Source organism: Gracilibacillus pellucidus, from assembly GCF_033949965.1.
Classification (GTDB): Bacteria; Bacillota; Bacilli; order Bacillales; family Amphibacillaceae; genus Gracilibacillus; species Gracilibacillus pellucidus.
The window spans coordinates 54,984-71,334 of sequence record NZ_JAWZSR010000003.1 but is presented as its reverse complement, the minus strand read 5'-3'; the positions used below and the strand labels follow the sequence as shown (position 1 = coordinate 71,334).

Here is a 16,351-nt window from a genome sequence, read left to right as displayed (position 1 = left end):
CAGCATACATTCGATAGTTACCTTTCCATATAACGATCTAAAGCTGCTTGTTGCAGTTCAATCGCTCTTTCAATCCCCATACCTTTTAGCGTCTCGACAAAATTATCGAAATGACCTAAAGGTTCTTCTCCCATTATGAATCTAACAAGCATTTCGTCATAATACGTATCCAAATCACTCATAATGGAACTATACTCTTCACTTTCATCAGCATTTAACGTGGTTGGAGGCATATTGATTTCATTTTCTGCTGTTTCTCCCCATATTTCCACTGCTTCTTGCTGTTCAGGCAATTCTAGGTATTGCTCTACATAACGTACATCTTGCACGAGCGGTCCTCCATAAGAAGCTCTGATATATTTACCTAATGCATCACTCATAGGCAGACCATCTGGATTATTCGTAATCTCCTCCGAATAAGTTGGATAGCCATCTATCATGTCATAACTTTCACCTTCAATACCGAAATTAAAGAGCATATGTCCTTCCTCAGAGTATGCATAATCAAGCCATTTAACAATTTCCTCTGGATTTTCAGCCAAACCTGAAATTGCTACACTATGAAAACCTTCATACGGATGTGCACGTTGAGCTGTTGCTGCCTTTTCGCCCTCTTTAAGACTAGGATGAGCTGTTGGAGCAAGCGAAAATTCCGGATCTCTATCTTGCATTAACCCCATATATTTACCTATACCGCCACCAGTATAGCCAAATAAACTACCAAGTTGATTATTTGTTACTTTAGCATCTAATAATGTTGTATCAATTGCAGCAAAATCTGGATCAAGTAATCCATCTTCATACCACTTGTTCATCGTAGTTAAAAATTCTTTAAATTCAGGCTGAATCGATCCGTATTTAACAGTCCCGTTATCATTATAAAATTGCGCATGAATACCGTATGCACCAAGAAATGGTCCAATATTCTTAATGTCATCAGGCTGAACTAAGAGCGGGATCACATCTTGCTCGCCATTTCCATTAAAATCCGTATTTTTAAAAGCAGTCAAAACTTCTTCCCATTCACTAATCGTCGATGGTTTTTCTAAATCAAGTTCGTCCAGCCAATCTTGACGAATCATCATCCCCATAAATACCATTAGTTTTTCATCCCCACGAAGAAAAGGAAAAGAATACATATTCCCTGCATCCGTTGTCACCATTTTCTTCACTTCTGGATTCTCATTTAAATAACGATTAAGATTCGGCGCATAATTTTCTATCAATTCATTCAAACGTATAATGGTCCCTGACTCAATTGCCTGATCAGGACCATTCGGAACTGTCCGCCAATTATATTCAATAACATCTGGTAGTTGTCCTGATGCAATCATTAGATTAAACTGTTCTGTTATATCCGTACCTTCTCCTGATGGGTGTTTAAAGTCAACTTTTGTACCCGTTATTTTTTCTAACTCCTGATAAACTCCAACATCATTAAGTGTTTGTGATGTTTGTGCAACACTAGCATTTAATTCCGTCCAATAGGTAATTTCCTCTGGATATCCTACCTCACCTGGATCTTTTAGTTCCATATCTTCTCCATCAATGTTTTCCTCTTGCTCACCAGCTGTGTCATTACTGGAGCAACCTACCACTAACAGAATTAATAGCAACAACAGCAAAACAGATAACGCTTTCATTTTCTGCCACATAATCATGTACTCCTCCCTTTTCAACAGAATAAAATAATTAATTCGTAACAAGCATACTTCAAAAGAAGGATAAAACGATATAGTACATTCTTTAGATTAGTTATCAATATATTAGAAACGTCTATTATCCTTGCTTTATTACGTTATCCGCTCTTTATATATCGGCGTTTAATCAGTTGATACACATAGTAAATCCTCTCCCAAAATGTCATGAGAAAGGATCATTTCAATCACTTATTTTCGATTTTCTATAGAATTTCTTCACATAATCTCTCGATACTGACCAGGTGTTACGCCTTCCACTTTTTTAAATACTCTAATTAAGCCAACACTATTTGCATAACCTACTTTTGTCGCAATCTCCGATATCGTTAGTTTTCGATTGGAGAGCATTTTTTTAGATTCTTCTATTCTAACCGTCGTAATAAATTCACTAAGTGTCATACCACTTTGTTTTTTAAAAAAAGAAGACAAATAGGATGAATTCATCGCAAAATGCTCAGCAATCATTCCAAGACCAAGCACGTTTTTGTGATAGTTTTCTTCAATAAAATGAGTAATTTCCTTATATAGACGCTCTCCTTGATTCGATTGATTTTCTTGCATTTTATCACAGAATTCAAAATATAGAGATTTAATTTTTTGTTGTAATTCTTCTAATGTATTAGACTCTGAAATTATCTTAAATGGCTGCTTCCTATCTATAAAACTTTTCTTATCTTCTGCACTTAGAATACTAAGCAACTTAACCCACGTACTTAATAAATCATATGCCAGACATTTACTTATTTCAGGAGTCATTTCTTGCTGTACATTGTTATTAAATATTTGATCCAGTAATTTCTTCACATTGACAAAATCACCATTTTTCGCAAAGTTAAGTATCTGAACTTCCGCCTCCATAGGAAAATGATAATGATAGCTAGTTTTGTCTTTGATATCATGATAAAAAATGATAGAGCCAGGTCCTTTGATCACCCTAAAGTCTAAAGCCATCATTGCTTCTCCGTAACATTCTGAAACCTTATTTAACCCATAATGAGTTTGACTAATGGCTACGGTAATCTTCATGCTGAATTGTTGCTCTAAAATGTCTTTCAATTTTTTAACCGAGTTCACTGATGAATCATTTACAATCTCTTTAGGATCCAAATGATTATTTAGGATAATTAGCTTGTCTCGTTCTACTTCAATTGTATATCCATTACCATCTAATATCTCATCACTAAGATTGGTGATAATAAATCTGGTCAATACCCATTTCGTATCTATATTTTCTGTTGTGAATGGACAGTAATCATCAATTTGGATAACAATCGCACTATAATAATTCCCTTTAAAGTTAACGCCCATGCTAGCTAACTCTTTTTTTGAAATGGTCATTAAATCGACTTGTCCACGTATTAAGCGTAATAGAAAATTAGCTCTTATAACTGGTTCTTGTTGAGAAACGATTTGTTTTAATTGTGATTGTTTATGAATAGAATGAACGATGGTTTCTTTTATTAAGTCCAACTCATTTGTAAATTCACCTTTTGGACGTTCATTCCCAATCACTGTACGAACCATTTCACGAATTGGCCGATAATTCCGATTGGCTAAATAATAAGAAACAACCATTCCTAAGACAATAGCTATAATTAGCAAAACGAAAGCCAAAGATTTTACTTGATTTACTTTTGATAATACAAAAGCCTTTGGAAATAAAGAGACATAGGTCCAACCATTTTTTTCAGAAGTTAAATAAGAAGCAACCATAGCTGTTCCATTTATTTCTTGTTCAAACGAACCTTCTTTCTTATTCAGCAATGATTGGATCTCCTCAAAATCCTCCTCATTTGCATTCGTAGACATCATGATTTCCTTTTTCTGATCTGCAATATACATGACTCCTTGGTTCAAGCCCTCTAATTGCTGAAGCATGTTTCTAATCTGCTTCTCATCAATATGGACCATAAGTACACCTCTCACATCCCTTACCTCTCCATATGGTAATGATTGAATAAGCGTAATAACGTTTTTTTCACCCGAAATCATGATTACTTTTTCAGATGGAAAATATTCCTTTGAATGAAAACCAGACATCTTATTCGTCATGACCTCATTATAAGAAGAATCCTTATATTGCTTAATATGGTTAAAAAATAGTTTTGAATCCGTTTTCATTCTTGGTGATAGCAACACATCTGACTGAGAAAAATATACGTAAAAATCATCAATATTTGTACTAACCGTTCGATACTGTCTAAGCTCCTTGATAAAATCAATATATTCATAATTACTTGCCTTTCGTTGCGTTGTCATTAAATGATTCAATTTCTGATTTAATGATATTTGTAGGGATAGTTGCTCTACTTCTTCAAATCGGTTATCTAACACAATTCTTACCTGTTCTAGCATAGCTGTATTGGACTTATGTGCATTCTCGATCATACTTGATTCAATCCGATTAAATAATACGATACCAATAATAACAGGGATTAGTAATACAATTAAGTAAGAGGCAAGAAGTTTTACGAAAACAGTTAATTGAGTTTCTCGTTTATTAAAGCGCTTCCATTTTAACACTGCATTCACCTCTATTCTAAAGAAGGATAATTAAAACATCGTTCTGAATAATAACCATTTCATTGAACTGCACGCAGAATAAAACACCACTAAATTTTGTTTTCATTTCCTTATTCCAACTATATGTTTTAATGATTATTAAACTTTGGCAGCGATTGCTATGCGATCTTCATAATTAGTAGCGCAAACATACTTAATCCAAAAACAGGGATTAATCCTGGAATCCATCTCAATAGATAGAGTAAAACAACTAAACAAGTGAGCATAAACATCGTATGGAAAGGTCTTCCCAATACTAAAATAATTGTGTATTTCAAGTATCCAATCATGTTCGTATCATAGTGAACGAAAACAGGGAAAATATAGGTAACAAATGCACTGTACACTATTATTGCTACAAAAAGAATAATCCTTAACAGTTGATTCAACATGCTTGGCTCTAAATGATTTAATATATAGAGGTCAAAAGCAAATAATCCACCAATCAATAATACGATCATTCCTAATAAATTAGATTTCACAAACTCCGCTTTGTACGTACTCCAAAACAATGGAAATATAGCCGCATCTTCTTCAGCTTGCATGACTAATTTTCGTATAACGGCAAATAAAGCTACTGTAGCTGGAAAAAAACCAAAAATGATAAGACCTAATAATGTGCCGAAAAACCATAGTACATTCAGCATTAATAGTTTGAAGATCCAATTGCCAAATCGGATATACCATTCAGGAATTCCAGTCATTTTTCCACCCCTTCCCCTATTTATTTCATATGTCGTTATTATATTTTATATCCAAATGCTTGTATACGGAATCGCTTTCACCTCGTTGGAATAGGACTTTTACTCTATTTACTAATGCTAATGATTCATTTATTTTTGAATATTGTGCAGAATATAGTGTGATATTGGTTCATCTGATCCCCTATATCTTTTAGTTATAGGCTATTAAAGAACTGTATTATCGCTATTCGAAAACCTCTGCTAATATATTATATGCTACAGCAACAAGAAAAAAACTAGCACATCGGAGTTGTTATTAATGATTATTATATATTTTATCGTTGGGCTTTTTGCCTCTATCTTAGGGTCCATTGCTGGACTTGGCGGTGGCGTGATTATCAAGCCTATTTTAGACTTACTTGGCCATTTTGACTTAGCTACAATAGGGATTTTATCTGCTGCAACTGTCTTGTCCATGGCTACTGTTTCATTAATTCAATATGGTACAAATAAAGACGTAAAAATTGATAAAACCACTAGTCCAATCATTGCGATAGGTTCTATCATTGGTGGTAGTTCAGGAAAAGCATTATTTAACCTGCTTACATTATCAGTAAATATTCCTACGGTTACAGCCATTATACAATCCGCGGTATTAGCTACCCTTCTTTTGTTAATCTATATTTATTTTAAACGTAAACATAGACTGAATACATTCGTATTACAAAACAAATGGATTATACTCGGAGTTGGCTTTCTTCTAGGGTTGCTTTCTGCATTCCTAGGTATTGGTGGAGGACCAATTAATGTAGCCATTTTATCATTGCTTTTCTCCATGAACACAAAAGATGCGGCTATTAATTCCATTTTCATCATTTTCTTCTCGCAGTTGTCCGCCTTGATACTAATTGCATTTACAACTGGCTATGGAAATGCTGATTTATCGATGCTTTACTTTATGATTCCAGGGGGAATACTTGGCGGTATGATTGGTTCTGCTATGGTGACAAAGCTAACCAATATGCATGTAGAAAAAATATTTAATATTAGTGTTTTATTGATGGTATGCATCAATTTATACAACATTTTACAGGCCGCGATGTCTTAATGACGCGATTATTTCTCTTTCCTATGTCAAGACTTTCACTTCGTTTCATATAGTACGCATTGTTTAAAATAATCAATTGCTTTATAATTATGTACATGCTACGAGGAGGTAATATCCATGAACATTGCTACGCTTCAAATGTTCTGTTTAGTTGTAGATGTTGGTAGCATTAGCCAGGCTGCCAAGCTTTCTTATGTATCACAGCCAGCAGTGACCAAACAAATACATCAATTGGAAAGTATCTACAACACCTTACTTTTTGACCGAAAAGATGGAAGGCTTATATTAACGGAAAATGGTAAGGTATTATATCCTTTTGCTAAGTCCATTGTGGAAGATTTCAAACGATCAAAGGATGCTGTAGAAGTAAATAATAGAAATTACCACGAATCGTTAAAAGTCGGTGCTAGCCTTACAATAGGAGAGTATTTATTACCGGGATTCTTAGGCAAATTCAATAAGAAAAATCCCGACATAAATATATCACTCTTAGTCGAAAACACACCACGTGTCCTGGAAGCTTTGGCTAACGGCGTTATTGACCTCGCTTTGGTCGAAGGGATTGTCACGGATAAAAACTTACAAGTAAAAAGTATTGCGGAGGACGAGTTAATCCTTATTCATTCTCCTGATCATCCATGGAAAGATCGTGATACGATTACTCTTCAAGATCTAACACATGAAAGAATGCTTTGGCGAGAGCCCACATCCGGTACTCGGCTTATTATCGAAAACTTTCTGAAAGAATACGAAATATTAAATAGCATAGAAAACTACATGGATTTAGGAAGTACACAGGCAATCAAAAGTGCGGTAGAGGCCAATCTAGGCGTAAGTATCGTGTCCAGTCTAACGGTTAAGCGCGAACTAGAATTAGGATTACTATGCGAAACAAAAATAAAAGATGTGGAATTCAAACGGAATCTTTGGCTTGTTACCAGAAAACAACGCTTTAATAAAAATAGCATGAAAGCATTTGTTGAGTTTATCCAAATTTAAATCATACCCACAGCAGTAAATACAACAAGTGCTTTCACACACCTCCCTTTCCATTCTAGCGCCATCATCTATCAAATAAAGTGAGACTTATCAGGGAGTTAGCGTCCGTTTATCCCCATCTTCGCTTCCTCGTTTTCACTCGAACCTTGAAGTGGGGGTTTTACGGACTCATGCATCGTGATAGATGTTTGTATACTATTTTTCAACCGCTTCAACAAACTGCATATCTACTAGCGTATTATAGTCATAACCATCCGTATATACGCCTGTTTGTTCAACGACTTCCATTACTTTAGCCACCGCTTCTTCCGAAATATAGCCATCAACACTCCATAAGTTATCTTCATACGCTCTATCCAAAGACGCTTGTAAGTCCGCTTCTGATGATGTAGAAAACTCCTCTTTTAATATACGCATTGCTAATTCTTCATCTTCTTGTACTACTTCTAGCGCTTTAACCACCGCTTCAACAAAACTTTGTACAACCTCTGGCTCTTCTTCTATCGTCGATTGTTTCACACTTACAACAGAATAAGCATAATCACCAAGCTCCGGGAATTTATAAAAAGGCTCATTCCAGACACCTTTTTCTATTCCGTTATTAATTTGCGGCTCTGCCCCAACAGCCATATCTGACTGGCCATTTTCGACTAAAGATAAGACTGCTGCCCCGTCTGCAGGTTCCTCAAACACGACATCTTGCTCAGGATCAAGCCCTATATTCATTAACAACCATCTTGTTAAAAGGTTAGGACTTCCCCCATATCGCCCTGCTGCAATCGTTTTTCCATCCATAAATTCTTTTAATTGTTGGTCACTCTCACCCTCTAAGGTCTGGTTCTTCTCCGCCATTATATAAACATTTGCCCTATTAACGACATTCACAATCGCTGTAATCGGATCATCACTCCCAATATTTGCCATTTGATTGGAGTCTGGTCCAGCAATATTGCCCCATGCGTCATCACTAACTACTGTTGTTACATGCGCTCCACCAGTAGAGGTCACCATCTCCACATCTAAGCCAACTTCTTCAAAATATCCCTCATGAATCGCAATATATAAAGGCAAATAACCGATTAAATGGATCGGTTCTGCTATCGTTATTTTCTTCAGTTCCTCTTCAGAATCAGAGGAATTCATACATCCAGCTAGCACTAATAACAACATCGTACATAGCAGTAACATTTTCTTCATACAATTGTTCCTTTCTCTTGTTATTGCGGTCTTCCACGTAATAACATTTTTTCAAGCCCTACCGTTCCTAAATACATCAAAATAGATAAAACCGATAGCACAACAACCCCTACCCAAACAAGGTCTGTATCCATTGTTTGACCTGCATATAAAATCATTCTACCTATTCCTTGACGGGAGCTAATGAATTCTCCTACAATCGTTCCCGCTAGTGCTAAAGCGATATTGATTTTGAAACTACTAACGATCCACGGCATTGCAGAGGGAATCACCACTTTCGCAAATACTTGTCGTCTTGTTGCACCTAATGAAAATAATAACTTCTCTAAATCTTTATCAACAGCATGCACACCACTTTTTGCCGCTAAGGCTGTAACAATAACTGTCATCATAAAGGCAAGAATCACTTTCGAGCTAAATCCAATCCCAAACATAATGACTAATACCGGCGCAAGTGCCAGCTTTGGAATAGCATTAAATGCGATAATGTAAGGTTCAGAGATTCGCGCATACAACTCCGACCACCAAAAGGACAATCCCAATAAAGCACCAATAAAAATCCCCAATACAAACCCGATAATTGTCGCTCCTGATGTGTACACGAGATCTGCCAGTAATGCTCCTTCTGTTAAAGCAATCCAGCCTGTTTGAAGAATCGTAGTGGGATTACTCCAATAGTATGCATCGATCCAATTAATTCGTGTGAACAGCTCCCAACAAACGATCAACACAACTCCAACCAACACTCTACCTAATAATGTCCAATTTCTTATTTTTCTTTCGGTCTGATCAGCATCTTCTATAATCGTTTGCGTTAGATCTCCTTCGTTTACTGCCTTATTATTAGGCCTACTACTCATTTTGTACCTCCCCCCTTACTTCACGCTATCCACCTTTATCCGATCTTCTTCTAACATGCTAAGTAACTGCTGTTTTAACTGAACAAATTCTACCGTTGATAAACTTGCTTGTGTACGTGGCCGTGGAAGGTCAATCGATACTATTTCTTTTAATCTGCCTGGTCGTGGTGAGAGCACATAAATTTCATCTGATAAGTAAATCGCTTCATCTATATCATGCGTAATAAATAGCACGGTCTTTTTAAAATCTTGCCAAATTTGCATAAGCCACGTTTGCATAAGTAATCTTGTTTGCGCATCTAAAGCACCAAATGGTTCATCTAATAAAATGACATCTTGATCATACAGTAAGGTCCGCAGAAGCGCGGCTCTTTGTCTCATCCCTCCAGAAAGTTCACTAGGATAATGATATTCAAAGCCACCTAATCCATATTTGTTTATTAAAGGTAACGCTCGTTTTTCCGCTTCTTTTTTGGGCACCCCTTTTAGTTCTAAACCTAAAATGATATTGGCAAGAATTGTTCGCCAAGGAAGTAATAAATCTTTCTGCAGCATATAGCCCACACGTCCACTCTTCCCAACGATGTTTTGACCATCCAACAATATTTCCCCAGAGGTTGGTAGTAATAATCCGGCGATCATATTAAATAGTGTTGACTTACCACAACCACTTGGTCCGATAATACTAACGAACTTGCCTGTTTCTATTTGGATACTCATTTCTTCTAATGCAACTATTTCTTTCCCATCTTTTTTAAATACTTTCCCGCCATTGTTCACTTGGAGTTTATACATTTCTTTCGCTCCTTACATCCATTAAAAATGCAGTATGTGCTGCCCTACCTTATTAGGTGTTTATACTATATTATCGATTTTTTATATTTTTGTTACTGTATTTTGATGAAAAACCTAACACTTATTGTAATAAAGTGAGACTTCAATCAGTAGGAGTTTTGAACTCCCACTGATTTCAAATGCGTTGGAACTAATAAGTGGGTGTATTATATTTAGCTTCATGGACACAGCAGGAGAAAAATTGAAAGTTATGTCCATGAGAAGCGGACTCATGGACATAACACAGAAAAAAGGAAAAGTTATGTCCATGAGAAGCAACCTCATGGACACAACACAGAAAAAAGCGAAAGTTATGTCCATGAGAAGCGGCATCATGGACACAACAAGAAGAAAAGGAAAAGTTATGTCCATGAGAAGCAGCCTCATGGACACAACACAGAAAAAAATAAAAGTTATGTCCATGAGAAGCAGCCTCATGGACACAACACAGAAAAAAATAAAAGTTATGTCCATGAGAAGCGGACTCATGGACACAACACGGAAAAAAGCGAAAGTTATGTCCATGAGAAGCGGACTCATGGACACAACAAGAAGAAAAGGAAAAGTTATGTCCATGAGAAGCGGACTCATGGACACAACAAGAAGAAAAGTAAAAGTTATGTCCATGAGAAACGGCATCATGGACACAACACGGAAAAAAGGAAAAGTTATGTCCATGAGAAGCGGACTCATGGACACAACACAGAAAAAAGCGAAAGTTATGTCCATGAGAAGCGGCATCATGGACACAACAAGAAGAAAAGGAAAAGTTATGTCCATGAGAAGCAGCCTCATGGACACAACAAGGAAAAAAGTTAAACGTTTAATCATTCCACCCTCATATCACTTCTTTACAACCTATCACTTTTTGATATTTGTATAATCTCATAACAAGATGTATAATAAAAACAGCTAGTGAAAGCGCTTTATAAAATAACGATTAACCTAGTCAAAGGAGGACTTATTATGAGCCAAATGGAAAGAAACGACAAAATGAAGCACCTTCTAGAACAAAATAAATTCAGTGAAGAAGCGGTGGCAAAAATGACGGACGAACAAATTGAGTATTTTCACTGGCTCTATTTCGAGGAATCTGTATATGACTTGATGTAATATATAACGAATGAGACTTCAATCAGCGTACGTTTACACCGTGATAAACGTTAAAACAGCTCTTGGTTATTTAGGCCAAGAGCTGTTTTTAATAAGATAAGAACGTAATCAATGCACCCTGCTGTTACTTCCTTTTATTTCACTATCCCCATTAGACATTTATGAAATAGGCTTAGAAAAATATCCTTCTTTAATGATCACATCACCATTAAAAGTATGAAGAGAGATTTCTTTACAGGTTTTATCCGGATATACTAAGCTAGTTAAGGCTAATTCTCCACCATTCACAAATATTTCTATAGAGGAAGAATCTATCAAGATATTTAATTCTATTTGTTCTGTCTGAAGTAATGGTAATTTCTGATGCAGCGAGAAATTATCTGAAAAAGAAGTAACTCCTGATCTACTACGATCTAAAGTTAACACACTCTCTTCCATATCTATTATTACAGATGTAACATTCGATTCTGTATGATGAATATCCAAACGATATTTGGTTGCACCTTGATTCTCCAGAACTAAGGTGATCATTCCATATAATTCATCAAAAGCATAACGCACCTCTTTACTAACTTGCTTATTTATCACCTTTTCTCTTGTAGTAAAATACTGATCCAATTCCTTTACAGGTTGTTGTACAACATAATAAGAATTGTCATATTTACAGAGCGTTAATTCTCTTGGAACTGTCATCTCACTCCTCCAACCATGAGTTGGTACTTCATTCGCATAACGCCAATTACTCATCCACCCTAAATAAATACGTCGTCCATCTGTTGTTGGTATATCTGAAAAACTCACACCTGCATAATTATCTTTTCCATAATCCAGCCATTTTATCGTTTCATGCTCTACATGAAATCGACTACCATCAAATGAACCTATGAAATATTGCGTACGCGAACCTTGATCTAAATGAAGGTTATCTCCAATACTTACAATCAGCATCCACTTAGATTCATTTGTATTATCCACTGCTAATTCAAACAAATCTGGACACTCCCAAACACCATCATGTGACCCTACATCGGTACCAAATTCACTTTCGAAATGCCAGTTTATTAAATTTACAGAAGAATAGATCGACACTGTTTGACCAGTTGCCAATACCATTATCCATTTATCAGTATTTTTGTGCCAAAATACTTTGGGGTCTCTAAAATCTATTTTACGATCATGTTCTAAAACAGGGTTATCACCATACTTTATCCACGTTCTTCCATTATCATGACTGTACGCTAAACTTTGTGACTGTTTTGGTGGGTTATCCACACCATTGTCAAAATGGTGCGTAAATATCGCAACAATTCCAGGTTCATCAGGAAAAAAACCCGTAGTGTTATTCCAATCAACTACAGCACTCCCTGAAAAAATAGTACCATGTTCATCTGGATATAAAGCAATTGGTAATTCTGTCCACGTAATCAAATCTGTACTGACAGCATGGCCCCAATGCATGGGGCCCCATTTGCTATCATTAGGATTATACTGAAAGAACAGATGATATTCTCCTTTAAAATAAATCAGGCCATTCGGATCATTCATCCAATTCTTTTTCGGTACAAAATGTAAATATGGTCGATACTTCTTCTCTGGATTTAACGATTTCATTATTGCTCCTCCAAATTTCTATCATATGCTAGCTGCTTAATTTCTAACCAATCTTGATATCCTAAACGATCTAATTCAGTAAGGTACTCTTCCCATTCATCTTCCACATTACCATTAGTAATCCATTCTGCTTTTTTCCTTTCTACATATGGAAATAAATCAGCTTCAATTGTGGAAAGCTCATCTAATTCCTCTAACGTCATAAATACTTGTGGATAAATATAATCATTGTTCATATATGGTACTAACTCTTCATGAAGTAATTCTAATCTCCACGCTGCATCATCTGGCATTGTCGTAACTTCATCGTAATAACTATCTAAAATTGCTAACGGACCTCCAATAGACGTTTCCTCCCGTAATTCGACTGGTGCCGTTCCCTCTAAAGCTAAATGCTTTAACATTTGATCATTTTGCTCGTACTCAAATATATTTTGTTTTTCTTCATCACCATATGTTCCCCAATTATTTTGTACAGACTGATATGGGTCATATAATTGATCAATCCACTTTGCTGTTAATTCTAAATTTTCATTTGCACTCGTTATTACCATACGAGCACGATCAAACCCCATTCCATTGGAACGCGCCACATGCTTGTGACCATCAGGACCTTCTAACGGTGGTAATAACTGGTATGCATCGTTATGACCCGTTATATTTGCTTTATCCCAAGTAAAGTACAAACCATATCTATCTTCTTTACCTTTAGCTAAATAAGAATTCCAATCTTGTTCAAAAGCTTCTATATCAATTAAATTCAAATCATATAATTCATGCAAATACATTATCGCATCCTTATATCCTTCTTGTGCTGATGTGAATATTACCTCATTATCATTGCTTACAACAGTATGATCCCAGTTTTCTCCATCTCCAAATGGTGAAAATAAGAAAGAAAGATCTTCTCCACCATGATTGATCATAAAGGACATCGGAATTGTGTGACCATCTCCAGCCATATCATTCTCTTTAAATGCAGTTAACACTTCCTTCAGCTCTTCTGTTGTTGATGGCATCTTTAGACCAAGTTCATCTAACCATTCAACATTAATCCAGCCTGTTGCATCAAGTGAATGAATACTTTCTTTTCCTGCTCCTAGTTCTTCAATCCATGGAAAAGCATAAATATGCCCATCAGGTGCCGTCATCATCGCACGATATTCAGGCGCTTGCTCTAATACTTTCTGTAAATTTGGCATATATTGATCAATTAAATCTTCAACAGGAATAATTGCCTCATCACTAGCTAAATTTAATAACTCATAATCACTGTAACCTGCATTCATAATTGCATCTGGTAAATCGCCACTTGCTACAGCCAAATTTCTTTTTTCAGCAAATGATTCGCCAGTATAATTTTTCCACTCGATATGCACACCCGTCTCTTCTTCTAGGCGTTGCAATATTAACTTATCATTAGGATCCTCTGGAGCCATTGGCGAACTTTCCGTTATAAATTTTAATGTTACTTTCTCTTCTAAAGGAAAGGTAATATTACTCAGCTCATAATTTTCTGATGAAGCTTGCTCATTACTATTACTACATCCTGCAATGAAAAGAATACTTAATAAAAGACTCATTAATAAACAACGATAAATATTTTTCATAAATACACCCCTCTTTTATTTTAGTGATCCTACCATAACTCCCTTTTCAAAATATTTTTGAAAAAACGGATACATAATCATTAATGGTAAACTTGCAATAACAATAGCAGAATACTTAATCATTTCTGCAATCCTTTGTAATTCCGCTCTAGCCATTTGGTCACCAATCATCCCTGGCTCTACTTCGTTTTGAATTAGGATGTCTCGCAACACTAGCTGTAACGGATGCAAACTTCTATCTTCTAAATAAATCATAGCGTCAAAATAAGCATTCCATTGACCGATAAATGAATATAGCGCAAGAACAAATATGATTGGTTTAGCAAGAGGTAATATAATACTAAGAAAGATTCTTGCGTCTGATGCACCATCTATTCTCGCAGCCTCTTTCAATTCATTTGGGAGACCTTTAAAATAAGTCCTAGCTAAGATAATATTCCAAACCGTAATAGCACCAGGTAAAATAATCGCCCATGGACTGTTTAATAAACCCAGATCTTTTACTAATAAATAGGTTGGAACCATTCCACCATTAAAAAACATCGTAAAAAGAAAATAAAGCATAATAATTTTCTTCCCTACTAAATTTTCAATAGATAATGAATAGCCTGCAAGTATAGTAAAACCAACTGAAACAAGTGTAAATCCAGTTGAGTATAAAATAGAATTTAAAAAGCCTTTCATAATTGACCCATCATTAAAAATGCGAACATAACCATCAAATGTCCAATGTTTTGGATCAAATGATATCCCTTTCGTTAAAAGAATATCAGGTTGTAAAAATGAACCTAATAGTACATATAAGAGAGGCAATGTCACAATTAGTACTATTGCACCCAAAAATAATTTATTAAAAAAGAGTAAGATTTTATCACTTTTTGAGTTGTTCATAATATTACTATTCATTTTGACTACCTCCTCTCTAATAAAGTGTTTCACCATTCGCCTTTTTCACAACGGTATTGACTGTTATTAGTAGCACCAAACTAATAATAGAATTAAATAGCCCAATTGCTGCACCAAATGACCAATCTGCCGCTTGTAGACCTCGTTTATACACATACGTATCAATAATCTCAGAAGCTGGTAAGTTCATCGAAGTCTGCAGTAAATACGCCTTTTCAAACCCAATTGTCATAATGCCTCCAACCGCTAAAATAAATAATACTGCCATTGTTGGTTTGAGGGTTTGAAAATCAATATGTCTAATACGTTGGAACAATGATGCACCATCAATTGTTGCTGCATCATGTAACTGTGGATCAACATTTGATAGAGCTGCTACATAAATGATAGATGCAAATCCTGCCGATTGCCATATTCCAGAGGTAATAAAGATAGTCCGGAAATATTCTGGTTCAGACATAAATGAGATCGGTTGATCTATGAACAAACTCAATAAAGCATTTAATGGACCTGCAGGCGATAAAAAGATAAATGCCATACCAGCAATAACGACAACAGAGATAAAATGCGGGGCATACAGTACAAGCTGAATATTCTTTTTAAGTTTTGCCCTTCTTATCTGATTGAGCATAAGCGCTAAGATAACTGGAACCGGAAAACCGATTAACAATTCAAACGTACTAAGTTTTATTGTATTGAAAAAAATTTGATGAAAATTTGGTGATTCCAAAAACTTAATAAAGTGCTCCAATCCTACCCATTCGCTTCCCATAATTCCTTTTAAAGGGCTAAAATTTTTAAAAGCAATTGTTACACCATACATTGGAATATAGTTAAAAATAAATACTAATACGACTGCAGGTAATAAGAACAAATACAAGATATAATTTTTTCTAATATACTCTAAGGTGCCTTTCTTTCTTGTTCTCCCTTCATTTATTTGTTCTCCCAATGTATCTGATTTTGGTGAAGTATCCCATTCTTGTGCCATAAGCATCCCTCCTCTACTTTTTCTTTATCTATAAAAGTGAGACTGCTATTAATGGGGGAAATCAAACAATGTTCAATAGAATTACCAGTAATTTTTTAAAACTTCATTGTTACTCTAAAACCAATGAACAATCATCAGATATAACATTTACAGCCTTCACCTTTATGTTTTCACTAT

14 protein-coding genes are annotated in these 16,351 nt (G+C 35.5%); 4 read left to right on the top strand and 10 right to left on the bottom strand.

All coding sequences use genetic code 11. The features are described 5' to 3' along the window. Positions 1-17: 17 nt before the first annotated feature. The 3 genes from SH601_RS06035 to SH601_RS06025 form a co-directional block, all read right to left on the bottom strand. Positions 18-1,661, bottom strand: coding sequence for an extracellular solute-binding protein (locus tag SH601_RS06035; RefSeq protein ID WP_319957370.1), 1,644 nt, complete (start codon positions 1,659-1,661; stop codon positions 18-20). A gap of 255 nt (positions 1,662-1,916) precedes the next feature. After that, positions 1,917-4,223, bottom strand: a complete 2,307-nt coding sequence (locus SH601_RS06030; RefSeq protein ID WP_319957369.1) for an AraC family transcriptional regulator — start codon at positions 4,221-4,223, stop codon at positions 1,917-1,919. A gap of 158 nt (positions 4,224-4,381) precedes the next feature. After that, a complete protein-coding gene (locus SH601_RS06025) occupies positions 4,382-4,966 on the bottom strand; it encodes a YesL family protein (RefSeq protein ID WP_319957368.1) in 585 nt (194 codons plus the stop codon). A gap of 298 nt (positions 4,967-5,264) precedes the next feature. Between SH601_RS06025 and SH601_RS06020 the strand changes: the two genes are divergently transcribed. Beyond that, positions 5,265-6,053 (top strand): sulfite exporter TauE/SafE family protein, encoded by a 789-nt coding sequence (locus SH601_RS06020; protein WP_319957367.1) that lies wholly within the window; start codon positions 5,265-5,267, stop codon positions 6,051-6,053. Between the two features lie 117 nt (positions 6,054-6,170). Continuing rightward, a complete protein-coding gene (locus SH601_RS06015) occupies positions 6,171-7,052 on the top strand; it encodes a LysR family transcriptional regulator (protein ID WP_319957366.1) in 882 nt (293 codons plus the stop codon). A 195-nt stretch (positions 7,053-7,247) separates the two neighbouring features. Here SH601_RS06015 and SH601_RS06010 read toward each other — a convergent pair whose 3' ends face one another. From SH601_RS06010 to SH601_RS06000, 3 genes are read right to left on the bottom strand one after another with little or no spacing between them, the layout of a single operon-like run. Further along, positions 7,248-8,249 (bottom strand): ABC transporter substrate-binding protein, encoded by a 1,002-nt coding sequence (locus tag SH601_RS06010; protein WP_319957365.1) that lies wholly within the window; start codon positions 8,247-8,249, stop codon positions 7,248-7,250. A gap of 20 nt (positions 8,250-8,269) precedes the next feature. Further along, on the bottom strand, positions 8,270-9,109 hold the full coding sequence (locus tag SH601_RS06005; protein ID WP_319957364.1) for an ABC transporter permease: 840 nt from the start codon (positions 9,107-9,109) through the stop codon (positions 8,270-8,272). Between the two features lie 15 nt (positions 9,110-9,124). After that, positions 9,125-9,904, bottom strand: coding sequence for an ABC transporter ATP-binding protein (locus SH601_RS06000; RefSeq protein WP_319957363.1), 780 nt, complete (start codon positions 9,902-9,904; stop codon positions 9,125-9,127). Positions 9,905-10,145: 241 nt separating this feature from the next. Here SH601_RS06000 and SH601_RS05995 point away from each other — a divergent pair, with 241 nt between their 5' ends. Together SH601_RS05995 and SH601_RS05990 are read left to right on the top strand one after the other, a co-directional pair. Then, a complete protein-coding gene (locus tag SH601_RS05995) occupies positions 10,146-10,826 on the top strand; it encodes a hypothetical protein (RefSeq protein WP_319957362.1) in 681 nt (226 codons plus the stop codon). A gap of 83 nt (positions 10,827-10,909) precedes the next feature. Further along, complete coding sequence (locus tag SH601_RS05990) at positions 10,910-11,056, top strand: BH0509 family protein (protein ID WP_319957361.1); 147 nt, start codon at positions 10,910-10,912, stop codon at positions 11,054-11,056. 159 nt (positions 11,057-11,215) lie between these two features. Here SH601_RS05990 and SH601_RS05985 read toward each other — a convergent pair whose 3' ends face one another. Genes SH601_RS05985 through SH601_RS05970 form a run of 4 tightly spaced genes read right to left on the bottom strand, consistent with a single transcriptional unit; the run spans position 11,216 to position 16,174 of the window. Continuing rightward, the gene (locus SH601_RS05985; protein WP_319957360.1) at positions 11,216-12,667 is read right to left on the bottom strand and encodes a glycoside hydrolase family 32 protein; all 1,452 of its coding nucleotides are present in this window, start codon (positions 12,665-12,667) and stop codon (positions 11,216-11,218) included. Further along, a complete protein-coding gene (locus tag SH601_RS05980) occupies positions 12,667-14,277 on the bottom strand; it encodes an extracellular solute-binding protein (protein ID WP_319957359.1) in 1,611 nt (536 codons plus the stop codon). The genes SH601_RS05985 and SH601_RS05980 overlap by 1 nt, the downstream gene beginning before the upstream one ends. 15 nt (positions 14,278-14,292) lie before the next feature. Next, complete coding sequence (locus SH601_RS05975) at positions 14,293-15,183, bottom strand: carbohydrate ABC transporter permease (protein ID WP_319957358.1); 891 nt, start codon at positions 15,181-15,183, stop codon at positions 14,293-14,295. A gap of 16 nt (positions 15,184-15,199) precedes the next feature. Continuing rightward, positions 15,200-16,174: an ABC transporter permease gene (locus SH601_RS05970; RefSeq protein WP_319957357.1), complete on the bottom strand. Its 975-nt coding sequence runs from the start codon at positions 16,172-16,174 to the stop codon at positions 15,200-15,202. Between the last annotated feature and the right edge of the window lie 177 nt (positions 16,175-16,351).